At 64.6% G+C, this 22,345-nt stretch carries 20 protein-coding genes and 1 tRNA gene; 16 read left to right on the top strand and 5 right to left on the bottom strand.

From position 1 onward, the window contains the following. Positions 1-32: 32 nt before the first annotated feature. From ASF90_RS14470 to ASF90_RS14535, 14 genes are all read left to right on the top strand, one after another. Positions 33-1,175 carry a glycosyltransferase family 4 protein gene (locus tag ASF90_RS14470; protein WP_055851516.1) on the top strand — a complete coding sequence of 381 codons (1,143 nt, stop codon included), beginning with the start codon at positions 33-35 and terminating at the stop codon, positions 1,173-1,175. Continuing rightward, positions 1,172-2,221: a glycosyltransferase gene (locus tag ASF90_RS14475; protein ID WP_055851519.1), complete on the top strand. Its 1,050-nt coding sequence runs from the start codon at positions 1,172-1,174 to the stop codon at positions 2,219-2,221. Before ASF90_RS14470 ends, ASF90_RS14475 begins: the two co-directional genes overlap by 4 nt. Next, complete coding sequence (locus tag ASF90_RS14480; RefSeq protein WP_055851521.1) at positions 2,218-3,723, top strand: lipopolysaccharide biosynthesis protein; 1,506 nt, start codon at positions 2,218-2,220, stop codon at positions 3,721-3,723. The genes ASF90_RS14475 and ASF90_RS14480 overlap by 4 nt, the downstream gene beginning before the upstream one ends. Positions 3,724-3,787: 64 nt before the next feature. Continuing rightward, entirely contained in the window at positions 3,788-4,993 is a 1,206-nt protein-coding gene (locus tag ASF90_RS14485; protein ID WP_055851524.1) for a glycosyltransferase, read from the top strand. A gap of 41 nt (positions 4,994-5,034) precedes the next feature. Then, positions 5,035-5,829, top strand: coding sequence for a polysaccharide pyruvyl transferase family protein (locus ASF90_RS14490; protein ID WP_055851527.1), 795 nt, complete (start codon positions 5,035-5,037; stop codon positions 5,827-5,829). 4 nt (positions 5,830-5,833) lie between these two features. Further along, complete coding sequence (locus ASF90_RS14495; RefSeq protein ID WP_055851531.1) at positions 5,834-6,628, top strand: WecB/TagA/CpsF family glycosyltransferase; 795 nt, start codon at positions 5,834-5,836, stop codon at positions 6,626-6,628. A 35-nt stretch (positions 6,629-6,663) separates the two neighbouring features. Then, complete coding sequence (locus ASF90_RS14500) at positions 6,664-7,125, top strand: cupin domain-containing protein (protein ID WP_055851534.1); 462 nt, start codon at positions 6,664-6,666, stop codon at positions 7,123-7,125. Positions 7,126-7,216: 91 nt separating this feature from the next. Further along, positions 7,217-8,230 (top strand): TraB/GumN family protein, encoded by a 1,014-nt coding sequence (locus ASF90_RS14505; RefSeq protein WP_055851538.1) that lies wholly within the window; start codon positions 7,217-7,219, stop codon positions 8,228-8,230. A 212-nt stretch (positions 8,231-8,442) separates the two neighbouring features. Beyond that, positions 8,443-9,474 carry a 3-oxoacyl-[acyl-carrier-protein] synthase III C-terminal domain-containing protein gene (locus tag ASF90_RS14510; protein WP_055851542.1) on the top strand — a complete coding sequence of 344 codons (1,032 nt, stop codon included), beginning with the start codon at positions 8,443-8,445 and terminating at the stop codon, positions 9,472-9,474. Further along, positions 9,474-10,322, top strand: coding sequence for an MBL fold metallo-hydrolase (locus ASF90_RS14515; RefSeq protein WP_055851545.1), 849 nt, complete (start codon positions 9,474-9,476; stop codon positions 10,320-10,322). The genes ASF90_RS14510 and ASF90_RS14515 overlap by 1 nt, the downstream gene beginning before the upstream one ends. Further along, positions 10,319-11,278, top strand: coding sequence for an NAD(P)-dependent oxidoreductase (locus ASF90_RS14520; protein ID WP_055851547.1), 960 nt, complete (start codon positions 10,319-10,321; stop codon positions 11,276-11,278). Before ASF90_RS14515 ends, ASF90_RS14520 begins: the two co-directional genes overlap by 4 nt. Continuing rightward, on the top strand, positions 11,269-12,423 hold the full coding sequence (locus tag ASF90_RS14525; protein WP_055852259.1) for a glycosyltransferase: 1,155 nt from the start codon (positions 11,269-11,271) through the stop codon (positions 12,421-12,423). The genes ASF90_RS14520 and ASF90_RS14525 overlap by 10 nt, the downstream gene beginning before the upstream one ends. Next, complete coding sequence (locus ASF90_RS14530; RefSeq protein ID WP_193552599.1) at positions 12,344-13,012, top strand: hypothetical protein; 669 nt, start codon at positions 12,344-12,346, stop codon at positions 13,010-13,012. Before ASF90_RS14525 ends, ASF90_RS14530 begins: the two co-directional genes overlap by 80 nt. After that, a complete protein-coding gene (locus tag ASF90_RS14535; protein ID WP_055851553.1) occupies positions 13,002-14,288 on the top strand; it encodes a glycosyltransferase in 1,287 nt (428 codons plus the stop codon). The genes ASF90_RS14530 and ASF90_RS14535 overlap by 11 nt, the downstream gene beginning before the upstream one ends. 415 nt (positions 14,289-14,703) lie before the next feature. Here ASF90_RS14535 and dxs read toward each other — a convergent pair whose 3' ends face one another. From dxs to ASF90_RS14560, 5 genes are all read right to left on the bottom strand, one after another. Then, positions 14,704-16,620 (bottom strand): 1-deoxy-D-xylulose-5-phosphate synthase, encoded by a 1,917-nt coding sequence (gene dxs, locus ASF90_RS14540; protein ID WP_055851556.1) that lies wholly within the window; start codon positions 16,618-16,620, stop codon positions 14,704-14,706. A 498-nt stretch (positions 16,621-17,118) separates the two neighbouring features. Beyond that, the gene (locus ASF90_RS14545; RefSeq protein WP_055851559.1) at positions 17,119-17,775 is read right to left on the bottom strand and encodes an HNH endonuclease; all 657 of its coding nucleotides are present in this window, start codon (positions 17,773-17,775) and stop codon (positions 17,119-17,121) included. Between the two features lie 703 nt (positions 17,776-18,478). Continuing rightward, complete coding sequence (locus ASF90_RS14550) at positions 18,479-20,272, bottom strand: acyl-CoA dehydrogenase C-terminal domain-containing protein (RefSeq protein ID WP_055851563.1); 1,794 nt, start codon at positions 20,270-20,272, stop codon at positions 18,479-18,481. 37 nt (positions 20,273-20,309) lie between these two features. Beyond that, complete coding sequence (locus ASF90_RS14555) at positions 20,310-20,783, bottom strand: LEA type 2 family protein (RefSeq protein ID WP_055851566.1); 474 nt, start codon at positions 20,781-20,783, stop codon at positions 20,310-20,312. Positions 20,784-20,937: 154 nt separating this feature from the next. Further along, positions 20,938-21,474 carry a lipocalin family protein gene (locus tag ASF90_RS14560; protein ID WP_055852262.1) on the bottom strand — a complete coding sequence of 179 codons (537 nt, stop codon included), beginning with the start codon at positions 21,472-21,474 and terminating at the stop codon, positions 20,938-20,940. A 180-nt stretch (positions 21,475-21,654) separates the two neighbouring features. On the opposite strand from ASF90_RS14560, the gene ASF90_RS14565 reads away from it, so the two are divergent. Together ASF90_RS14565 and ASF90_RS14570 are read left to right on the top strand one after the other, a co-directional pair. Further along, positions 21,655-21,730: transfer RNA gene (locus ASF90_RS14565), tRNA-Phe, on the top strand. Between the two features lie 274 nt (positions 21,731-22,004). Then, positions 22,005-22,304, top strand: coding sequence for a hypothetical protein (locus ASF90_RS14570; RefSeq protein ID WP_055851569.1), 300 nt, complete (start codon positions 22,005-22,007; stop codon positions 22,302-22,304). Positions 22,305-22,345: the final 41 nt, after the last annotated feature.

Raw genomic sequence — 22,345 nt, forward strand, 5'->3', positions numbered from 1 at the left:
CGTGCGCGTCACTGGCACAGGAGATTGGCGTAATGAAAGTGGTGCATGTCGTCCGCCAATTCCACCCCTCGATCGGGGGCATGGAAGAAGTCGTTCTCAATGTTGCCCGCCAGCATCAGGCCAACAGCGCCGACACGGTGGAAGTAGTGACACTGGATCGCGTGTTCACCGACCCGGGTGCGCAGCTTGCGCCACAGGAAACCTATCAAGGTTTGCCGATCCGCCGGATCGGCTATCGCGGTTCGTCGCGCTATCCGTTGGCGCCATCGGTACTTGGTGCGATTGGATCCGCTGATGTGGTGCATCTGCACGGAATCGATTTTTTCTACGACTATCTGGCAGTGACCAAACTGCTGCACGGCAAGCCGATGGTGGTGTCCACACACGGTGGGTTCTTCCATACCGCGTATGCGTCGCGCATGAAGCAGTTGTGGTTCCAGACACTCACGCGCACCTCGGCGTTGGCGTATTCGCGGGTGATCGCAACCAGCGAAAACGATGGCGATCTGTTTGCCAAGGTGGTATCGCCGGCCCGCTTGCGGGTGATCGAAAACGGCGTGGACGTGGAGAAATATGCGGGGCAGGGTGCGGCCACTCCGGGCCGGACGATGCTGTATTTCGGGCGCTGGTCGGTCAACAAGGGGCTGATCGAAACGCTGGAGTTGCTGAAGGCGATGCTTGCGCGCGATCCGCACTGGCAGCTGATCATCGCCGGCCGCGAATACGATCTGAATGAAGCCGACTTGCGCAAGGCGATTGCCGAGCGCGGTTTGCAGGATAAGGTGCAGCTGAGCATGTCGCCGTCGCAGGAACAGCTGCGCGCATTGATGCAGCAGGCGCAGTTCTTCGTCTGCCTGTCGCGCCACGAAGGGTTTGGCATTGCCGCGGTGGAAGCGATGAGCGCGGGCCTGATTCCCATCCTCAGCGATATTCCGCCGTTTGTGCGGCTGGCCAGCGAGTCGGGGCAGGGCGTGATCGTCAACCGCGACAGGATCGAAGCGGCAGCCGACCAAGTGCAGGCGCTCGCACTGACGGCCGATGGCGACTTCGCAACGCGTCGTGCGGCATCGATGGCCTATGTGAGCCGCTACGACTGGAAGCATGTGGTGGGGCGCTACATCGACGAGTACCACAGTGCGCTGGGCACGCCGCGCCCGCAGGAGACGCCGCGATGAGCGCGCTTGCATCTGCATCAATGACACGTGCGGCGGCCAAGCCGCAGGTCACGGTGCTGTTCTCCACCGAAAAACCCAATGCCAGCACCAACCCGTATCTGACCCAGCTCTACGACGCGTTGCCCGATGCAGTGCAGCCGCGCTTCTTTTCGATGCGCGATGCCTTGCTGTCGCACTACGACGTGCTGCATCTGCATTGGCCCGAATATCTGCTGCGCCATCCCAGCGCCGTGGGCACGTTGGCCAAGCAGCTTTGCGCGGCGTTGTTGCTGCTGAAGTTGCAGGTCACCGGTACGCCGGTGGTGCGCACTTTGCACAACCTGGCCCCACACGAAGATCGCGGTTGGCGCGAGCGCAGCCTGTTGCGCTGGACCGATCGTCTGACGCGCCGCTGGATACGCATCAATGCCACCACGCCGGTGCGCCCGCCGTTTACCGACACCATCCTGCATGGCCACTACCGCGACTGGTTTGCGACGATGCCGCAAGGCACCACGGTGCCAGGGCGGTTGCTGCACTTCGGTCTGATTCGTCCGTACAAGGGCGTGGAAACGCTGTTGGAGGTCATGCGCGAGGTCAGCGACCCACGCGTGAATCTACGCATCGTTGGTAACCCGGCCACGCCGCAGATGCGCACGCTGGTGGAAGAAGCCAGTGCGCAGGATCCGCGCATCAGCGCATTACTCGCCTATGTCGAAGAGCCGGTGCTGGCACGCGAGGTCAGCGAGGCCGAGCTGGTGGTGTTGCCGTACCGGCAGATGCATAACTCGGGCACGTTGCTGCTCGCATTGTCGCTGGCACGCCCGGTGCTGGCGCCGTGGAGCGAATCCAATGCGGCGATTGCCGAAGAAGTGGGGCCGGGCTGGGTGTTTCTGTACGAAGGCGAGTTCGATGCGGCGCTGTTGACCGGCATGTTGGATACGGTGCGCGCCGCACCGCGCGGGCCGGCACCGGATCTGTCGCAACGCGATTGGCCGCGCATCGGGCAGCTGCATTACCGCACCTACCTCGAAGCGCTAGGCAAGGATGGAGACGCCGCGCTGTGACCGCAGAAACCCCCACGACGTCCTCTCCCACACCGCCGCCGCAACGCAGCCTGGGCTCGCGCGCTGCCGGCGGCGCGGCGGTGACCATGCTGGGCCAGTCGGCCAAGATGGTCGTGCAGTTCGGCGGCATCATCCTGCTGGCGCGGTTGCTGACACCCTACGACTATGGGTTGATGGCGATGGTCACCGCGATTGTCGGTGCAGCCGAGATCCTGCGCGATTTCGGCTTGTCTGCGGCCGCTGTGCAGGCCAAACATGTCAGCCGCGAACAACGCGACAACCTGTTCTGGATCAATAGCGGTATCGGTCTGGTGCTGTCGGTGGTGGTGTTCGCTTCGGCGCATGTGATCGCCAATTTCTACAAAGAGCCGGCGCTGGTCACGATCTCGCAAGCGCTTGCAGTGACGTTCCTGATCAACGGCATGACCACGCAATACCGCGCGCATCTGAGCCGTGGGTTGCGCTTCGGGCAGGTGGCGCTGAGCGATGTGGGATCGCAAGTGCTGGGGTTGGGCGCGGCCGTTGCCGCTGCGCTGCTGGGCTGGGGCTATTGGGCATTGGTGGTACAGCAGGTGGTGCAGGCGGTGGTCAACCTGGTGATCGCGGGCAGCTGCGCACGTTGGCTGCCCGGTGGCTATCGGCGCGACGCGCCGATGCGCGATTTCATGAATTTCGGCTGGAACCTGATGGCCGCGCAGTTGCTGGGCTACGCCAGCCGCAATGTGGGGCAGGTGATCATCGGCTGGCGCACCGGGCCCGATGCGTTGGGTCTGTACAACCGCGCGTTTCAGCTGCTGATGATGCCGTTGAACCAGATCAATGCACCGGCGACCAGCGTGGCGTTGCCGGTGCTGTCGCAGCTGCAGGACGACCGCGAGCGTTTCAGCGCGTTTCTGCTGCGCGGGCAGACGGTGATGGTGCATCTGATCGTGGCGCTGTTCTCGTTCGCCTGTGCGGTGGCAATGCCGTTGATTGTGCTGGTGCTTGGCGAACAATGGCGCGAGGCAGTGCCGTTGTTCCAGGTGCTCGCACTGGGCGGTATTTTTCAGACCGCGTCCTACGCCACGTATTGGGTGTTTCTGGCGCGCGGTTTGATGCGCGAGCAGTTGCTGTTCTCGCTGGTCAGCCGCGTTGTGCTGATCGCCTGCATCTTCGTCGGTTCGCGTTGGGGCGCGATGGGGGTCGCGGTCGGCTACTCGTTCGGGCTGCTGGTGACCTGGCCGATGTCGCTGATCTGGGTCGGCAAGATTTCCGATACGCCGGTGGGCGTGCTGTTCACCAACGCGGTACGCGCGATGGTGGCGTATGGCGTTGCCGGCGGCTGCGCGTATTACGCATCGATCACCGTTGGCGGCCCGCTATGGCAGCAATTGGCCGCAGGCGCAGCGGCGATGGCTGCAGTGTGCCTGCTGATGCTGGGCATCTGGCCGTCGTTCCGTCGCGATGTGATCTCCATCGTCAACATCCGCAAGTTGCTGACTCAAGCCAAGGCGCGTCGATGAGATCGACATCGTCTTCGCCTGCATTCGGGCATGCTTTCTTCCACTCATTCATAGGACACGGCCCATGAGCGACACACCCGCCGCCGCTGCTTCCGGCATTCGCCGGCCTTGCTATCTGGTCTTGTCCGCACACGATTACCGCACACCGCGCCGCGCCAACATCCACTTCATTACCGATCAGCTTGCGCTACGCGGGACGACGCGATTTTTCTCGCTGCGTTACAGCCGCCTGTCGCGGATGAAGGGCGATATGCGGCTGCCGCTGGATGACACTGCCAATACCGTGGTGTCGCACAAGGGTGTGGAGTGCTATCTCTGGCGCACCACGGTGCATCCGTTCAATACGCGCCGGGCTTGGCTGCAGTCTGTGGAAGATGCGATGTTTCGCTGGTATGCCGCACATCCGCCGAAGCAGTTGCTGGACTGGATGCGTGAGGCAGATGTCATCGTGTTCGAAAGCGGCATTGCCGTGGCCTTTATCGAGCTCGCCAAGCGCATCAATCCGACCGCCAAGCTGGTGTATCGCGCCTCCGATGGATTGAGCACGATCAACGTCGCCTCCTATATCGAACGCGAGTTCGACCGGGTTGCGCCCACCCTGGACGTCATCGCGCTGGTGTCGCCGGCCATGGCCGAAGAAGTTGCAAGCCGCGATAATGTCTATCACGTCGGGCATGGCGTGGATCACAACCTGGATCAGCTGGGTGACCCGTCGCCGTATGGCGAAGGTATCCATGCGGTGGCGGTGGGGTCGATGTTGTTCGATCCGGAATTCTTCGTCGTTGCCAGCAAGGCGTTTCCGCAGGTCACGTTTCATGTGATCGGGTCTGGCATGGGCCGCCACCCGGGCTATGGCGATAACGTCGTCGTTTATGGTGAAATGAAGCACGTCGAGACGATCGGCTACATCAAGCACGCGCGGTTCGGCATCGCGCCGTACGCCTCGGAACAGGTGCCGGTGTATCTGGCCGATAGCTCGATGAAGCTGTTGCAGTACGACTTTTTCGGCTTGCCTGCGGTGTGTCCGAATGCGGTGGTCGGGCCGTACCAGCAGTCGCGCTTTGGTTACACGCCCGGCAATGCCGATTCGATCGTCGCCGCGATCGGGCAGGCGCTGGACGCGCCGCATGTACGTTACCGCCAATGTTTGAACTGGTCCGACACCACCGACCGTGTGCTGGATCCAGCCGCGTATCCGGAAACCCGTTTGTATCCGCAGCACACCGGCGCCGCCGCGCGTGCTTCCTCGGAGGCCGCGCTCTCGCATTGATGCAGCGCACCTCACCCGTTTGAGACAGGAGACCCCTCTTTATGGCCAACGCTTTGCTGCAGAAGTGGATAGAACACGCAGAACGTCGCGCATTGTTCTGGTGGCAGCCGAAAAACGCTGGCGTCAACATGGGGGATCACTTGTCCAAGGTGATCGTGTCCTGCGCGCTCTCCTTGCAGGACAAGACCCTGATCGAGAAGCGCGATCTCAGCAAGAAGCTCATCGCGATCGGCTCGGTGCTGCATTTTGCCAAAGACGGCGACACCGTCTGGGGCAGCGGCATCAACGGCAAGATTCCGGCCGAGCGCAATACCTTCAGCACGCTCGACGTGCGTGCGGTGCGCGGTCCCAAGACCCGTCAATTCCTGCTGGACCGTGGCATCGCGGTGCCGGAGGTCTATGGCGACCCGGGTTTGCTGACGCCGATGTTCTTCCCGGCCGAGGCATTGGGCGCGGTGGAAAAGCGTCCGTTCGCGATCGTTCCGCATTTCAACGAGCCGGTCGAAAAGTACAGCGCTTACGCAGACCACCTGGTGTTCCCCAACGTCAAGCCGGCAACGTTCATGAGCCAGCTGCTGGGTGCCGAACTGGTGGTCAGCAGTTCGCTGCACGGCCTGATTCTTGCCGAGGCCTATGGCATTCCAGCGGTGTATCTGGACTGGGGCAATGGCGAAGACCGCTTCAAGTACGACGATTACTACTACGGCACCGGACGCACGCAGTGGCACTCGGGCAACAACGTCGAAGAGTGTCTGAAACTGGGCGGCAACGGCGCGTTCGATCTGGAAAAACTGCAGGCCGGTTTGCTGGCTGCATTCCCCTACGACCTTTGGTGATTCGATGATGCAGGGCCAGCGGGTGGACAGTGACACAACGACCGTTGCCGCCGTCGCCACGCCGCCAGGCGTGGTGATTCCACTGGGCGGGTTTCCGGTGTTGTCCACCACGCAGGAGGCATTTGCGCTGGATCTGTTCCATGCAGTGGCCGCGCAACAGCCACGCCGTGTGTTTTTCGCCAACACCAATTTTGTGGTGCAGTGCCAGGCGTTACGGATGCGCATGCGTGAGCCCAGTGTGCGGATCGTCAACGACGGTATCGGGATGGATCTGGCGGCGCGGCTGATTCATGGCCGCCGCTTTGCCGGCAACCTCAATGGCACCGATCTGATTCCGTATCTGTGTCGCGAGGCTGCGCACCCGCTCAAGTTTTTCCTGTTGGGTGGACGCCCTGGCGTGGGCAAGACTGCGGCGGCGACCTTGACCGATAGGTTGGGTCAGCAGGTGGTCGGCATGTGCGATGGCTACGGCGAATTTGCCGCTGCGGGCGAAGGTCTGGCCGAGCGCATCAACCGTTCCGGCGCCGATGTGCTGCTGGTCGCGTTCGGAAATCCGCTGCAGGAGCGCTGGATTCTCGATCACAGCCAGGCGCTGCGCGTGCCACTGGTGTTCGGCGTCGGTGCGCTGCTCGACTTTTTATCCGGCAACGCCAAGCGTGCGCCCCATTGGGTGCAGCGTCTGCATCTGGAATGGATGTACCGGTTGCTCCACGAGCCGCGCCGTCTGCTCAAGCGCTATAGCTGGGACCTGCTGGTGTTCTTCCGCACCTGTCTGCGCGCGGGCAAGCACCTGCCCTGATGCATGGCGGCGGTGTCTGGGCTTAGCATGCACGCATGCATCCGACCGCCGCCGCCCTGATCCGCTCGCTCGACCTGTCGCCGCATCCGGAAGGCGGGCACTTTCGCCGCGTGTATGCCTCCGAGCGTCAGGTCAGCGACAACGGCCGGTCCCGCCCTGCGCTGACCGCGATCCGTTTTTTGCTCGCTGCCGGCGAATGCAGTGCCTGGCACCGTGTCGATGCCGAGGAAAGCTGGCATTGGCAACAAGGCGATGCGCTGGAATTGCTGATTTACGACGAAGCCAGCGGGCAGCTGCAGCGCTTGATTCTGGACGCCGCCGACCGTGGCGAACCGATGCAGGTGGTTCCCGCAGGGCAGTGGCAGGCGGCACGTTCGCTGGGCGACTTCACCCTGGTGGGTTGCACGGTGTCGCCGGGATTCGTGTGGGAGGGATTTGCGCTGCTCGACGCCACTTCGCCATTGGCCACCCACCTGGCCACACTCACCCCACGCTGATCGATCACGGTGCCGCGTGCGGCCGAACGCTTCCCTAACGCGGCGCGCTCGGGCTTGGCGTACTGTCCGCCTCAAACAGGGGCGACATGTGATGCGATACAGGGCAACGTTATGGGGCGCCGGCGTGATGCTGGCATCGATGCTGGCGACGGCCAGCGAGACCGCGGCGCAAACAGCGGCCGCGCCACCGCCGGTGGTCGACCTGGAGGCGATGGTGGTGCGCGGCGTGCAGCCCGGCCCGGGCTTGTGGAAGGTCAGCAAGGGCGATCACGTGTTGTGGATCCTGGGCACCTTGTCGCCATTGCCGAAACGGCTGCAATGGCAGTCGGCCGAGGTGGAAACCATCATCGGCCAGTCCCAGCAGGTACTGATGGCGCCAACCGTGCAGGTCGATGCGGACATGGGCTTCTTCGGCAAGCTGACCTTGCTGCCATCGGCGATGAAGGCGATGAAGAACGAAGACGACCGCGAACTGCGCGATGTGTTGCCTGCCGATCTCTATGCGCGGTGGACTGTGGCCAAGGCGCGCTACATCGGCAGCGATCGTGGCGTGGAGCGCAAACGCCCGATGCTGGCGGCCGGCGAGTTGTATCAGGCGGCGATCAAGCGCTCCGGCCTGGCCCGTTCGCCGGTGATCTGGTCGGTGGTGGAACGTGCGGCCAAGCGCGCAGGCATCAAGCCCACGCCAACCGCGCTGGACTACAAGATCAAGGACCCGCGTCAGGCGCTCAAGGAGTTCCGTGCCGGCGGCATGGACGACACCGCCTGTTTTCGCAGCATCCTGGTGACGGTGGAGCGCGATCTGCCGACCATGGTCGAGCGCGCCAACGCCTGGTCGGTGGGCGATATCGAGGCCTTGCGTCAATTGCCGCGCGAAGATCCGCAAGCGGCCTGCATGAGCGCGATGGCCAGCTCCGGCGCCGCCAGAAAACGCGGCATCGACGATCTGGAGCGGCGCATGCGCGAACATTGGCTCGGCATCGCCACCACCGCGCTGCAACGCAATCGCAGCACCTTCGCGGTACTGCCGATCAGCCGCATGACCACGCCGGATGGTTATCTGGCGCGCTTGCAGGCGCTGGGGTACGAGGTGGAAGCGCCTTGAGCGACCGCCATCGCGCATGAGCTCGTCGTAGAGCTGCCGGCGGGGCGAGGGGGCAATCAGGATTGCGACGTGCGGCGCTGGTCGCAGTGCACCGGCTCGTCAGCTGCAGCCGGGCGGCAGTTGAGTGGCCGCTGTTTCGGTCATCGTTCGTTCGTGCGCACCGCCACGTTGTCGCTGTCACCTCGGGTTAGGCCAGCCTAGCCAGCCACGGTATGCTGCGCGCCTTGTTCACTGAGAGCTCCGCGTTGAACGCACTGCCGCTGCGCATCCTCGGTACCGGGCGCCACCTCCCGGCCAGGGAAGTCACTTCGCACGCGCTGGACGCGCGCTGGCAGTTGCCGGCCGGTACCACCTTTGCGCGCCTGGGAGTTGCCACGCGCCATTACGTCGGCGAGGGCGAGACCGCATCGTCGATGGGGGCCGCCGCCGCGCAGCAGGCATTGGCCAACGCGGGCATCGACAGCAGCCAGATCGATTGCCTGATCTCTGCCTGCAGCGTGATGGAGCAGCCCATCCCCTGCCAGGCGGTGTTGATCCAGCGCGCACTGGGGCTGGGCGATTCCGGCATCCCTGCCTTCGACGTCAATGCAACCTGCCTGAGCTTTGTGGTTGCGCTGGACATGGCCGCCAATGCGCTGGCGCTGGGCCGCTACCAACGCGTGCTGATCGTCTCCAGTGAAGTGGCATCGGCCGGTCTGGACGAGGCAGTACCTGCCACCGCCGGTCTGTTCGGCGATGGTGCTGCGGCCGTGGTGGTCGGGCGTAGCAGCGCTGACGATGGCTCTGCCTTGCTGTCCAGTCGCCTGTCCAGTTACGGCAGCGGCGCAGATGTGTGCCGCATTCGCGGTGGCGGTACCCGCGCACCGCATGACCAAGACAGCGCGCCGGATACGTCGCGCGCGTTCTGGATGGATGGGCGTAGCGCCTACCGCTTTGCGGCGCGGCATCTGCCGGCGTTCTGGGAACAGTTGTTGCACGATGCCGGCATCACCGCGGCGCAGCTGCGCTATCTGGTGCCGCATCAGGCCTCCGGTGGCGGCCTGGATCACGTGGTGCGCGCGCTGGGGCTACGCAGCGATCAGGTCGTGCGCATCCTGCACGCCACCGGCAACCAGGTGGCCGCTTCGCTCCCGCATGCCTTGCATCACGCCTGCGTCGATGGGCAACTGCAGCGCGGCGACGTGTTCGCGCTACTCGGTACCGGCGCCGGTCTGGCGATCGGCGGCATGGTGTTGCGCTACTGATGCGCGTGCGCGTTTCTCTCGAACTCTTGCGCGTCGGCCACTGCCGGCATTGCGAGCGCATGGTGCGTGCAGACGGCCATTGGCATGCGGTGGAATTTCCCGCGTTGAGTGTGTTGATCCGGCACCCGCAGCGTGGAGCGATGCTCTACGACACCGGCTACGCCACGCATTTTTTCCAGGCCACCGATCCCTGGCCGGAGCGCCTGTATCGCTTGACCACCCCGGTGACCCTGCCCACGCACGAAACCCTGCGCGCGCAGCTGGCACGTCGCGACGTGCAGCTGGACGATATTGCCTGGTGCCTGATTTCGCATTTTCATGCCGACCACGTAGGCGGTTTGCGCGATCTGCCGAACGCGCGCTTCCTCTGTCTGCGTGCGGACTACCAGCAACTGCGCAGTTGCTCGCGCCTGGGAGGATTGCGCCGTGCTTTGCTGCCGCAGCTACTGCCGTCGGATTTCGATCAACGCTTGCAGTTTGCCGAGCAGGCGCCGCAGCGCGAGCTGAGCGGCGCCTGGAAGGGCCTGGGCACCGCATACGATCTGTTCGAAGACGGCAGCGTGCTTGCCGTGCCGCTGCCCGGCCACGTACCCGGGCAAATGGGCCTGTGGCTACGCGACCAGCATGATCGCGAGGTGCTGCTCTGCGCAGATGCGGTGTGGTCGTCGGCCACCTGGGCAACATTGCAGTGGCCGGCGTGGCCCACGCGTTTGCTGATGCACGATTGGAACGCGTTCCGGCGTACCGTGCAGCACTTGCATGGGTTGTCGCAGGTGCATCCGGAGCTGGCGATCCTGCCCTCGCACTGCCAACCCAGTCTTGACCGTTACCAACCGGAGTGGCGATGAGCCTGCGTATTCTCGTGACCGGCGCATCCGGTTTTGTCGGCGGCTCCTTCATGCGCCGTTTCCAGGGACAACCCGGTGTGGAGATTCACGGCATCGGGCGTCGTGCCAGCGAATTACCCAACTATCACCGCATCGATCTGAGCCAACCGTTCTCGCTGGACTGGCAGCCGGATGTGGTGATCCACGCCGCGGCACTGGCATCCCCGTGGGGGACTCGCGCGCAGTTCCAACTGCACAACGTGCAGGCCACCGCCAATGTCGTCGATTTCTGCATGCGCAACGGCTGTCCACGCTTGCTGTACGTGTCCTCCAGCTCGGTGTTTTACCGCGAGGCGCATCAATACGATCTGGATGAAAACAGCCCCATCGGCCCGCACTTCGTCAACACCTACGCCCACACCAAATACCTCGGCGAAACCTTGCTGGAGCGCTATCCGGGGCAGGCATCGGTGTTGCGCCCGCGCGCGGTATTCGGACCGGGCGACACGGTGTTGTTCCCGCGTGTGATCGCCGCTGCGCGCAAAGGTGCGTTGCTGCGCTTTGTCGGCCAGACCCAACCGGTGATCGGCGATCTGATCTATATCGATACGCTCTGCGACTACCTCTACCGCGCGGCCACGGCACCGCAGCTGCAGAGCGCCTACAACCTTACCAACGCACAGCCGGTGGATCTGCAGCAAACGGTGCTGGATGTGCTGGCGCGCCTGCAACTGCCGTTGCCGCACCGCGAAGTGCGCATCGGCACCGCGCTGCGCATGGCCAGCGTGGTGGAAGGTCTTTATCGCGTGCTGCGGTTGCGCGGCGAGCCGCCGATCACGCGGTTTGGCGTCGGTGCGTTTGCCTACTCCAAGACCTTCAATCCGCAACGCACGCTTGCCGATCTGGGGGCGCCCAGCGTGGGCGTGGAAGAGGGCATCGAGGCGTTCGTGCGTTGGCAGGCGGCGCAGTGGGTGTAGCCGTGCTCGCATTGGCCGCGCTGTATCTGAGCCTGCTGGTGGTGAAGACGGGCGCGGCGCTGTGGGTCATGCGTGACGCGCGCGCACGGCCAGCACGCGGTCTTGCCGGTACCCAGGCAGAGGTGGCGATCCTGCAGCCGATTCTGGGCGGTGACGCGCATTTGCAGAGTGTGCTGGCGGCCAATCTGCAGGCGCTGCCAGCCGCGCATTTTTTTTGGCTGATGGACGCGGACGATGCGGCCGGAAACACGGTCGCAGATGCGCTGATCATGCAGTACCCGAAGGTGCGCATTACCCGGATGCTGGTGCCCGCGGCGCCAGCCAGCATCAATCCCAAGGCGTGGAAGCTCGAATACGTGCTTGCCCAGGTGCAGGCGCCGATCTGCCTGATCCTGGACGACGATGCGCAGCTGAGCGAAGCCGCACTGGTGCAGCTATTGCAGGATCTAAGCAACGCCGACGTGGTGACTGCGTTGCCGTATTACTGCGATAGCGAGACGTTGGCAGGCCGCCTGCTGTCGCAGTTCGTCAACAACAATGCCGTGCTTACCTATCTGGGCTGGCTGCCATTCGCGGCGCCGTTGACCATCAACGGCATGTGCTACGCCGCGCGCACGGCGCAACTGCGTGCCTGGGGCGGTTTTGCCACGTTGCTGGAGCAACTGACCGACGATCTGGCGGTTGCCACGCTGGTCCGCGCACGCGGTGGGCGGCTGTGGCAATCCACTGCGCCGGTGGCGATGCGCACCGCGATGCCGGATCTGCACAGCTACGCGCGGCAGATGCATCGCTGGATGTTGTTCGCCTTGATCCTGCTTCGGCAACAACGTGCGCGCACGCGTAGCGCCATCGGCATCTTGCAGGGCTTGCCGCCGTTGTTGCTGGTTGCCATGTCGATCGGCGCCTGCGTGTGGCCTTCGTGGCCGGTGGGGGCAGGCGTGGTCGTCACGTTATTGCTGCGCGCAGTGCTGCTCTGCGCTGTGCAACGGCGTGCAACCGGTGCGGTGCGCCATCGCCCGCTGTTATCGCTCTGCGCCGAGTGTCTGCAACCGCTGCATCTGCTGCATGCCGCGTTGGTGCGCACCATTCGCTGGCGCACCCGCCGATACCGTGTGTTGTCGAACGGGTGCTTCCGTGCGCAGTGACGCCGCGCTGCTGCAGATCGCCTTCCTGACCGGGCAAAGCGACCCGGCACGTTGCGCCTTGAGTGCAGAACAACACGAATTTCTGCACGCGCTGCAGGGCGCGCGCCGACGACTGATCGCGTGCAATTACCCGTACTGGCCGGACAGTGCTCCACACCGGCGCACGCCGCTATGGCGTGCGAGTCTGTCCAATGCGCGCCACTATCTGCAGGCGCGTGCCGGTCGCGTTGTAGAGGCTGATCGCGCGCGGGTCAGTGCACTACTGCAGCAGACGCCGATGACGGTGCTGCTAGCCGGAAGTTGCGGGCTGCAGTTGCTGACCGCACTGCAGTTGCCGCAGGCACTACGCGCGCGGCTGGCCGTGTTTGCGTACGGCCCGGTCTGTCGGACGCCTGCTGCATTCGGTCACGTGCGCGTAGTGCAAGGGCAGGGCGATCGGATCTCGCGTGCGCTGTTCGATGGTGCGGTTGAGCTGACGCCGGCCTGCGGTCATATGGAGTATTTGCGCGATGCAGCGGTGCTTGCCAGCTGCCAGGCCTTTGTTGCCGAGGTCGAGCAGCATGTGCAGAGCGGTGCAGATGCGGATTGATCTGATCGCGCCGCCGTACAGCGGCCATCTGCATCCGATTCTGGCCATTGCGCGTCAGCTCGCGGCCCGGCATGACGTCCACGTCATCAGCACGCCGGCGGCGCAGGCACGTATCGCTGCCTGCGGGGTGTACGCGGCAAGCGTGCTGGACGCGCAGGCCGATCGCGTCTTGACGCAGATCGCCAACCCGCCACACGCCGTGGGCCATCACCCGTTGCGTCTACGCCGACAGCTGCACGATGCGCTCGGCCTGATGGCACGTGTGGGCACTGCATTGCAGCAGCGCTGGAGCGAGCGACGGCCGGATCTGGTCATCGTCGATTTCACCCTGCCCAGCGCCGGGCTGACAGCGCAGGCCATGGGAATTGCGTGGTGGACCAGCATGCCGTCGCCCTGCGTGATCGAAACCCATGATGGCCCGCCCGCCTATTTCGGTGGGTTGCTGCCTGCAACCAGCATGCGGCAGCGTGTCTGGCATGGGTTGGCACGGCGGCTCACGCGCGGATTCAAGCGCAGCTTGCATGCCTGCTATCGTCACCAGATGCGTGCCTGCGGCTTGCCGGCGCTCTACCGCAGCGATCGCAGCGAGGCGGTGTATTCGCCGCAGTGCATTCTGGCGTTGGGGCTGCCGTCGTTCGAATTCGCGCAGCGCTGGCCGGCGGCGCTGCGCTTCGTCGGGCCGCAGTTGTGCACGCCGCCATCGACCGTGGCGGCTCCCGAATTCGTCCCTGGTCATCGCCATGTGCTGATCACGTTGGGCACGCATCTGCAATGGGTCAAGCAGCGCATGGATGGCGTGCTGCGCGCGCTGGCGCCGCAGTTTCCCGAGGTGATCTTTCACTTCAGCGACGGCGATGCGACCGCGCCGCACCAGCATGCGCAGGGCAATTATCGGCGCCTGCCGTATGTGGATTACGCGCAGCATCTGCATCGCTATGATCTGGTCGTGCACCACGGTGGTGCCGGCATTCTGTATGCCTGCCTGGCCGCGGGATTGCCGTCGATCGTGTATCCGCTGGACTACGACCAGTTCGATCACGCTGCGCGTCTGCAGGTGGCAGGTGCCGCAACGTGGCTGCGCGAGCTGAGTGCATTGCCGCAGGTGCTGGGCGCGGCGCTGGCGGCTGCTGGTCCACGCTCCGGCGTGCTGCGTTTGCAGACGGAGTTGCAGCAGATCGCGGCGCAAGCGCGCATCGTGCGGCTGGTGGAGGCCTTCGCGCAGACGGGAACTGTGCCGAGCGACGACGGCATCGACGGCATTGCAGCCCAGGTGTAATGCATCGCGTGCGTTGATCTTGCAGGTGCACTGCGCAGTGGTGCAGCTGCTGATGAAAGCGATGCTTCCCTTCAATGCGTAAGCCTCAGCGCTGTCGCTGCGGATGCCGGTGACCGAGTCGCGCAGGGTCTGCAAGCGGCCTTGCGCCTGCATAGCGAACCGGGGCGATATATCCGTTGTCGCGCAGGCGTCGCATCGAGATCATCCATCGCACGCTGGACACAGCACAGACAGAACGCATCGCGCGCCTTGGCGTGGCTAACACACTGATGCGAGCAATCGTCGTTTGGCCAAAATCAGCGCGAGCAGGTCGCGCACAAACCAAGTCGCGCACAAACGGGTCACCTGAAATCGCAACTATCAACGTATCCACACGACCGGCGAATCCAGTCGTGTGGATAGCGCAGCGCAGTGCTTAACCCGCCGCGGCGTTTCGCGGTGGTGTGCTGCTGGCCATCAGCTGCGGCCAACGCTTGAGCACCGCGGCGCGGATGCCGGCCTGGTCGATGCAGGCTTCGGCCAGCAGGTCTTCGCGGCTGGCGTGGTGCTGGAAGCTGTCCGGCAGGCCCAGGTGCAGCATGGGCATGGTGATGGCTTCGGCATTGAGCAGCTCGGCTACGCCCGAGCCGGCGCCACCGGCGACGACGTTGTCTTCGATGGTGACGAAGCCGTCGTGGGTCTTGGCCAGCTCCAGCAGCATCGCCTTGTCGAGCGGTTTGACGAAGCGCATGTTGACCACGGTCAGCCCCAGTTCGCGGCCGACTGCTTCGGCTGCTTCCACGGTCACGCCGAAGCCCAGCAGCGCGATGCGCGTGCCGCTGTGTCGCAACTGCGCCTTGCCGATCGGCAAAGTAGCCAGCGATGCATCAAGCGCCACGCCGGGGCCGGTGCCGCGCGGGTAGCGCACCGCCGCCGGGCCTTCGTAACGCACACCGGTACTCAGCATCTGGCGGCACTCGGCTTCGTCGGCCGGTGCCATCACCACCATGTACGGCACGCAGCGCAGGAAGCTCAGATCCAGGTTTCCGGCATGGGTGGCGCCATCGGGGCCGACCACGCCGCCGCGGTCGATTGCGAACAGCACATCCAGCTGCTGGACCGCCACGTCGTGCACCAATTGGTCGTAACCGCGTTGCAGGAAGGTGGAGTAGATCGCCACCACGGGCTTGGCGCCCTGAGTCGCCATGCCTGCGGCTAACGTCACTGCGTGCTGCTCGGCAATCGCGACATCGAAGTAGCGCTGCGGATACTCCTTGCTGAAACGCACCAGGCCCGAGCCTTCGCGCATCGCCGGGGTGATCACCAGCAGCTTCGGCTCGGCCGCAGCCATGTCGCAGACCCAGTCGCTGAAGACATCGGTATAGGTCGGCTTCTTGGCACCGGTCTTGGCCACCAGACCCTTGCTTGGATCGAACGGGCCGACCGCGTGATAGCCGATCTGGTCGCCTTCGGCCAGCTCGTAGCCCTTGCCCTTGGTGGTGATGACATGCAGCAGCTGCGGGCCCTTGAGCGTCTTCAGGGTCTTCAGCGCGCCGACCAGGCTGGGCAGGTCGTGGCCATCGATCGGGCCGGTGTAATGGAAGCCCATTTCTTCGAACAGCGTGGACGGCACGAACATACCTTTCCAGTGTTCTTCCCAGCGCCGCACGAAGCGCGCAGTCGGGTTGTTCTTCTTGTCGCCGAGGATCTTCTTGCCGCCTTCGCGGATGGCGTTGAGCGTGCGGCTGCCGCTGGCGCGGCCCAGCATCTTGGTCAGCCCGCCCACCGCTTCGGAGATCGACATGCGGTTGTCGTTGAGGATCACCAGCAGGTTCGGTTCCGGGTTCATGCCACCGGCGTGGTTGAGCGCCTCGTAGACCATGCCGGCGGTCATCGCGCCATCGCCGATCACCGCCACGACCTTGCGGTCGTCGCCATTGCGCTGCGCCGCAATCGCCATGCCGAGCGCGGCCGAGATCGAGGTGGACGAATGGCCCACACCGAAGGTGTCGTAGATGCTCTCTTCGCGCTTGGGAAACGGCGCCACGCCGTCCTTCTGTTTGACCGTATGGATCTGGTCGCGACGGCCGGTGAGGATCTTGTGCGGGTAGGTCTGATGCCCCACGTCCCACACCAGCTGATCGACCGGGGTCTGATACAGGTAGTGCAGGGCGACGGTGAGTTCGATCACGCCCAGGCCGGCCGCGAAGTGCCCGCCGCTCTTGCCCACCGACTCGATGAGGTAGGAACGCAGTTCTTCCGCGATCGCCGTGAGCTCGGTCTCGTCGAAGCTACGCAGATCGTCGGGGGTCTGGATGCGCGACAGGCGCGGATAGCGGGTTGAATCGATCATCGTCGTGTCAATGTTCTGAAGCCATATTGTCCTCCCCATGCGAAGGCCCGGCAAGCAAACCGGTTCAGCTGTCAGCGGGCGGTGATGGTCCGGCGCGCCGTTGCTACTGGTGTGTGCGGTCCTTGCTGGCGCCTGCGGCAATCTGCCGCACCCGGGAGGCGGGGCGTCGTGGTGTTTATCGCACCTCGCACCAATCACTAAGCAGGCGGCGCATCGCGGCCTTTGTGGGTGCCGCTGTTGGTGTGTCGCGCGCTGTTTGGGTGGGCAGTTGCGGGCGCGTGCTGTCGGTCGGAGCTGCGGCTCCAGCCGTGTGCCGTAATCCGCGAAGGCAACGCAGCGTGGACTGAAAAGCAAGCCGGGTCAGGCGAGTCTTTGCTGGATGACCACCGTCGTTACCGGCACGCAAGCCGCTTTCTCGATCACGCTGCCATCAGCTGCCGCGGTTGGCATTGCGGGCGTCGTTCAGCGCGTTGTTGCGGGTGCTCGCACCCAGCAGCCTTACAGCGACAGCTTCGAACGCTTGGGCAGCTGCGCGCGCAGGAAGGCCATCTGATCGGACAGGATGTTGCGGTTGGACAGGATCAGATGCTCGATCCAACTCGGCCGATACGGCACCGCCAGCAGCGGCATGTGCGCCTGCTGTGGCGTGCGGTTGGCCTTGCGCGAGTTGCACTGGAAGCAAGCGGTGACCACGTTCTCCCAGCTGTCGCGCCCGCCCTTGGAGACCGGCATGACGTGATCGCGGGTCAGATGCGGGCGGCTGAAGTGCTGGCCGCAGTACATGCACAGCTGCGAATCGCGTGCGAACAGCGCGGTGTTGCTCAAGGTCGGGGTGGGGTCCAGCGCACGCGAGCGGGCATGGCCGCGCGCAGCGATGATCGGGTGCAGCTCCAGCGTACTGCGCTCGCCGGTCAGCCGCGAAATGCCGCCGTGGATCTGCATGCAGGGCTCGCCCAGCGTCCAGGACACCGCACCGCGGGCGTACAGGCAGGCGGCGTCTTGCCAGTTGATCCAGTCCAGCACGCGGCCGTGCGCATCGAGGGAAAGCAGGCGCAAGGTGGGAAGTTGCCGGATCGCAGCGACAGCGCTGCCCGCGACCGGGGCAAGGATGCCTCCGGGGACGATCACATCACGAACGTGCGTGTCTGTCTCCATCGGGAAAACAGCTTATACCCGATCGTTGACAGTTTGTGTATCGCAGCGAACGGCCTTGGCGCGTGTCTTGCAACGAATGGCGCAGGGTGTGCCGGCGTGTCTGCAACGCTCTCTCGCGGCGGAGCCGACCTGAAATCAATCGGTACTACCTCGTCGCGGCCAGGTCCGCTCCTACGACAGCGACAGAATCCTGCGATGTTTACCTGTAGGAGCGCACCTGGGCGCGACGTCTTTGTCGATCGGTACCGCCTCATCGCGGCCAGGTCCGCTCCTACGACAGCAGCGGAATCCCGCGCTGTTTACCCGTAGGAGCGCACCCGGGTGCGACGTCTTTTCGATCGGTACCGCCTCATCGCGGCCAGGTCCGTTCCTACGACAGCAGCGGAATCCCGCGCTGTTTACTCGTAGGAGCGCGCCCGGGCGCGACGTCTTGTCGATCGGTACCGCCTCATCGCGGCCAGGTCCGCTCCTACGACAGCATCAAAATCCCGCGCTGTTTACCTGTAGGAGCGCACCCGGGCGCGACGCCTTGTCGATCGGTACCGCCTCGTCGCGGCCAGGTCCGCTCCTACGACAGCGGCAGAATCCCGTGATGTTTACTCGTAGGAGCGCACCTGGGCGCGACGTCTTGTCGATCGGTACCGCCTCGTCGCGGCCAGGTCCGCTCCTACGACAGCGGCAGCTCGCGATGCGGCGTGGCTGCTCAGGCTTCGCCGAACAGCTCCGCTTCCAGCGTCATCAGCGGGGCGGCACCGCTGCGAATGGTGGCGGCATGGGTCAATGTGCGCGGCAGGATGCGGGCGAAGTAGAACCGCGCTGTCTCGCGCTTGGCACGCTTGAAAGCGTCGCTGTGTGCGGACGCATCGGCCGCCGCAACGCTGCGGGTCCACCAGTACGCCAGCACCACGTAGCCGGAATAGAACAGATAGTCGTAGCTGGCGGCGCCCAGTTCGTCCGGATCACGTGCGGCGCGGTCCAGCACATCGCGGGTCAGCATGGCCCACTCGCTGCACTTGTCGCGCAAGGGCTTGATGAACTCGGCCAGTGCGGCATTGCCTTCCTGCGCATTGGCGAAGGTTTCCACATCGGCCAGGAACAGCTTGAGCCCGGCGGCCTGGCTGGTGGCGGTCTTGCGGCCGATCAGATCCAGCGCCTGGATGCCGGTAGTGCCTTCGTAGATGGTGGTGATGCGCGCGTCGCGGGCCAGCTGCTCCATGCCGTATTCGCGGATATAGCCGTGGCCGCCGAAGCACTGCAGCGCGTGGTATGTATTTTCGATCGACCATTCGGTCTGGCAGGCCTTGGAGATCGGGGTGAGGAAGCTCACCAGGGTCTCGGCATCGGCGCGTTCCTGGTCGCTGCCGCCGCGGTGCGACACATCGACCAGGCTGGCCGCATGCAGCGCCAGCAGGCGGCTGCCTTCGGTCAGCGACTTGATGGTCAGCAGCATGCGCCGCACGTCCGGGTGCACGATGATCGGGTCGGCCGGCTTGTCGGGAAATTTGGCGCCACTGAGCGCGCGCGACTGCAGGCGCTCGCGGGTGTAGCGCAGGGCGTTCTGATAGGCGCGCTCGGACAGGCCGATGCCTTGCAGGCCCACGCTCAGGCGCGCAGTGTTCATCATCGTAAACATGGCCTGCAGGCCCTTGTGCGGCTGGCCGACGAGATATCCCTGCGCCCCTTCGAAGTTCATCACGCAGGTCACCGACCCCTTGATGCCCATCTTGTGTTCGATCGAGCCGCAATGCAGCGCATTACGCTCGCCCACGGTGCCGTCGCGGTCCACCTTGAACTTGGGGGTGACGAACAGCGAGATGCCCTTGGCACCGGGCGGGGCGTCGGGCAGTTTGGCCAGCACCAAGTGCACGATGTTGTCGGTGAGGTCGTGCTCGCCGGCGGTGATGAAGATCTTGGTGCCGGTGATGGCGTAGCTGCCATCGGCATTGGGCTCGGCGCGGGTCTTGAGCAGGCCCAGGTCGGTGCCGCAATGCGGCTCGGTCAGGCACATGGTGCCGGTCCAGCGGCCATCGATCAGCGGCTTGAGGAACACCTCCTGCTGCCAGGCTTCGCCATGCTGGCGCAGCGCCTCGGTAGCGCCGTGCGAGAGCAGCGGGAAGTTGCCCCAGGCCAGGTTGGCAGCGTTGATCATTTCGCTCAGCGGCACGCCCAGGGTGTGCGGCATGCCCTGGCCACCGAACTCCGGCTCGGCAGTCAGGCCGTTCCAGCCGCCTGCCACGAACTGGTCGTAGGCCGCGCGGAAGCCGGGCGGGGTGGTGACGGCGTGGGTACTCTTGTCGAACGCGCAGCCGATTTCATCGCCCACGCTGTTGAGCGGCGCCAGCACTTGGGTGGTGAAGCGGCCGGCTTCTTCGAGCACCGCGTCGATGATGTCGGCGCTGGCGTCGCCATAGCCAAGCCGGGCGAACAAGGCTTCCGCACCGAGCACGTCGTGCAGGGCGAAGCGGAAATCGGTCAGTGGGGCGTTGTAGCTGCTCATGCGGGATCCTTCGAAGCGGATGCGGGAGGCGTGCGCGTCAGCGCAGCACGCCGTTGAGGCCGGGGGCCGGGCTGAGCGTGTTGCGCGATTCGACCGCGAACTCGCGTTGTTTCTTGTCCTGCGGGGTGGCCCACACAGTGCCCTTGAGCGAGTACGGCAGCGAGCGGCCGCCGGCGAGCACATCGGCCACGGTGATGCGGCCCAGGGAGGTGGGCTGCAGGGTGACGGTCACCACGTCGGCGGTCTCCGGACCGATCGAGATCCCCACGGTCTGGTCGAGCTTGCCTGCGACCTGGTCGCTGGCGGAAATTTCCAGCGCCACGCGCTCAAACTGCATCGGGATGCTGCTGTAGTTCTGCAGGCGCAGATCCACCGACCAGGAGCCGTCGGCACGCACGGTCAGCTGCTGGATGCTGGCCGCCGGCTCGGACACGCGGCGGACCGCGCCACCGCAGGCGCTCAGCAGCAGGCCGCAGGCCAGCGACACGATCAGAAGGCGATAGGCACGCATGTAAGTGGGTCCTTGGCGGGTGTAAGGCGGCGCCAAGAATACTACGCAGTACGGACGCTGCCTTGCGGCAGGCGTGGACGCTGCGCCGTCGGTCAGCCGGCGCGCCAGCTCACAGCAAGCCAGCTCATAGCAAGCCAGCTCATAGCAAGCCAGCTCACAGCAATGGCGCGGCAACGATCAGTGGCGACAGGTCGTAGCCCATCTGCGTGGCCTGCACCTTGAGCTGCTCGAATTGCGCGCGCGGCATCTGTGGCGAGCGCGACAGGATCCACAGGTATTTGCGATCCGGCTCGCCGACCACCGCCCATTGATAGTCCGGGTCGAGCGCGATCACCCAATAGTCCGCCCATACCAGCGGCAACCAGCTCAACCATTCGGGCGCAAAGCGCACCTGCAATTGTCCGGCGTGGCCGTCGACCGGCTTGGCTACGCCGTCGGCCTGGGTCAGGCTGCCATCGGAGGTACGGCAGCCATTGCGCACGCCGATCAGGCCGTCGTCGCGCAAGGTGTAGCTGGCGGTGATGTCGCTGCGGCACTTCTTCTGGAACGACACCGGCAGGTGCGCGATTTCATGCCATTGCCCGGCATAGCGCGAGATATCCAGCTGCGCCACTGCACGCACCGGTTGTTGCGCAACCGCAGTCAGTGGCAGCAGGACGAGCAACGACAACAGCAGGCGGGGCAGGCGCATGACGATCTCCGGTTGACGCGCGCAGGCTAGGCCATCGCCCCCGCCGCGCGGCGTGAACCGGCGCAAGAAACGTAGCGCCCCACGCAGCGCTGCAACAAAGTTCGTCACAACGCTTGCCCAAACTGCGGCTGCTCGCTATGATGCGCGTCCTCGCAACGCTGGCAGCAGCGTTGGGTTAGTGGCCGAGTAGCTCAGTTGGTAGAGCAGGGGATTGAAAATCCCCGTGTCGGCGGTTCGATTCCGTCCTCGGCCACCATTTCTTCAGTCTCGCAGCGCAAGTGGGTTGTTCCTTCGCGCTGCTGGCGACTCAAACGCCTTCCCTTCGATGTGATCCTGTTTGCGCCGCGTGCCAACGGTCTGCCGTGTTGCTGTGTCGGTCGCCAACTGCTCCGGCGCTTTGCGAGCGAATATCGACATGGGTTGTTGACGTCTTTTTGTGCCTAGTACAGCGGTGTTGCGTTGGGCCCTTATCCAGCTGGCAGCGAATTTTTTCCACGTCATCTTCAACTCTGTGTGGCGATACTGCGCGCATGACGCACAAGACACTTCGACGCACCTTGATCCATGGGTATTGCGGTGAATTCCGCGTGGAGACGATGGAAAGCCAGGCGCCCGGCGAGACGCTGTGGCGGTCGACCGCATTCGTCTATCACCGCGACCGTGCGGCACCGATCGCCACCATCGAAGCGGCGGGCGAGGGCGACTATCGCGGCGATGCGCGCGAGCAGGCGTTGCGGGTGGGGTCCTGTCTGGCGGATTTTCTCGATCCGAAGGAGTACCGCGCCTGCGATGTGGAGCTCACCAACGCGCCTTCAACCGGAGCAGGTTGATCCTGCCCAGTACCTGCAGCGCCCCGTCGCGTGACTGCCAG

The organism is Xanthomonas sp. Leaf148, assembly GCF_001423585.1.
GTDB lineage: Bacteria > Pseudomonadota > Gammaproteobacteria > Xanthomonadales > Xanthomonadaceae > Xanthomonas.

Bases quoted from the DNA above. Each gene is read 5' to 3' on its own strand.
- ASF90_RS14530 (WP_193552599.1), top strand. From the start codon at position 12,344: ATGCCGCGTTGGTGCGCACCATTCGCTGGCGCACCCGCCGATACCGTG.
- ASF90_RS14555 (WP_055851566.1), bottom strand. From the start codon at position 20,783: ATGCGTGCCTATCGCCTTCTGATCGTGTCGCTGGCCTGCGGCCTGCTG.
- ASF90_RS14485 (WP_055851524.1), top strand. From the start codon at position 3,788: ATGAGCGACACACCCGCCGCCGCTGCTTCCGGCATTCGCCGGCCTTGC.
- ASF90_RS14550 (WP_055851563.1), bottom strand. From the start codon at position 20,272: ATGAGCAGCTACAACGCCCCACTGACCGATTTCCGCTTCGCCCTGCAC.
- ASF90_RS14520 (WP_055851547.1), top strand. From the start codon at position 10,319: ATGAGCCTGCGTATTCTCGTGACCGGCGCATCCGGTTTTGTCGGCGGC.
- ASF90_RS14475 (WP_055851519.1), top strand. From the start codon at position 1,172: ATGAGCGCGCTTGCATCTGCATCAATGACACGTGCGGCGGCCAAGCCG.
- ASF90_RS14505 (WP_055851538.1), top strand. From the start codon at position 7,217: ATGCGATACAGGGCAACGTTATGGGGCGCCGGCGTGATGCTGGCATCG.
- ASF90_RS14510 (WP_055851542.1), top strand. From the start codon at position 8,443: ATGCTGCGCGCCTTGTTCACTGAGAGCTCCGCGTTGAACGCACTGCCG.
- dxs (WP_055851556.1), bottom strand. From the start codon at position 16,620: ATGATCGATTCAACCCGCTATCCGCGCCTGTCGCGCATCCAGACCCCC.
- ASF90_RS14470 (WP_055851516.1), top strand. From the start codon at position 33: ATGAAAGTGGTGCATGTCGTCCGCCAATTCCACCCCTCGATCGGGGGC.
- ASF90_RS14490 (WP_055851527.1), top strand. From the start codon at position 5,035: ATGGCCAACGCTTTGCTGCAGAAGTGGATAGAACACGCAGAACGTCGC.
- ASF90_RS14515 (WP_055851545.1), top strand. From the start codon at position 9,474: ATGCGCGTGCGCGTTTCTCTCGAACTCTTGCGCGTCGGCCACTGCCGG.
- ASF90_RS14545 (WP_055851559.1), bottom strand. From the start codon at position 17,775: ATGGAGACAGACACGCACGTTCGTGATGTGATCGTCCCCGGAGGCATC.
- ASF90_RS14560 (WP_055852262.1), bottom strand. From the start codon at position 21,474: ATGCGCCTGCCCCGCCTGCTGTTGTCGTTGCTCGTCCTGCTGCCACTG.
- ASF90_RS14535 (WP_055851553.1), top strand. From the start codon at position 13,002: ATGCGGATTGATCTGATCGCGCCGCCGTACAGCGGCCATCTGCATCCG.
- ASF90_RS14495 (WP_055851531.1), top strand. From the start codon at position 5,834: ATGATGCAGGGCCAGCGGGTGGACAGTGACACAACGACCGTTGCCGCC.
- ASF90_RS14570 (WP_055851569.1), top strand. From the start codon at position 22,005: ATGACGCACAAGACACTTCGACGCACCTTGATCCATGGGTATTGCGGT.
- ASF90_RS14500 (WP_055851534.1), top strand. From the start codon at position 6,664: ATGCATCCGACCGCCGCCGCCCTGATCCGCTCGCTCGACCTGTCGCCG.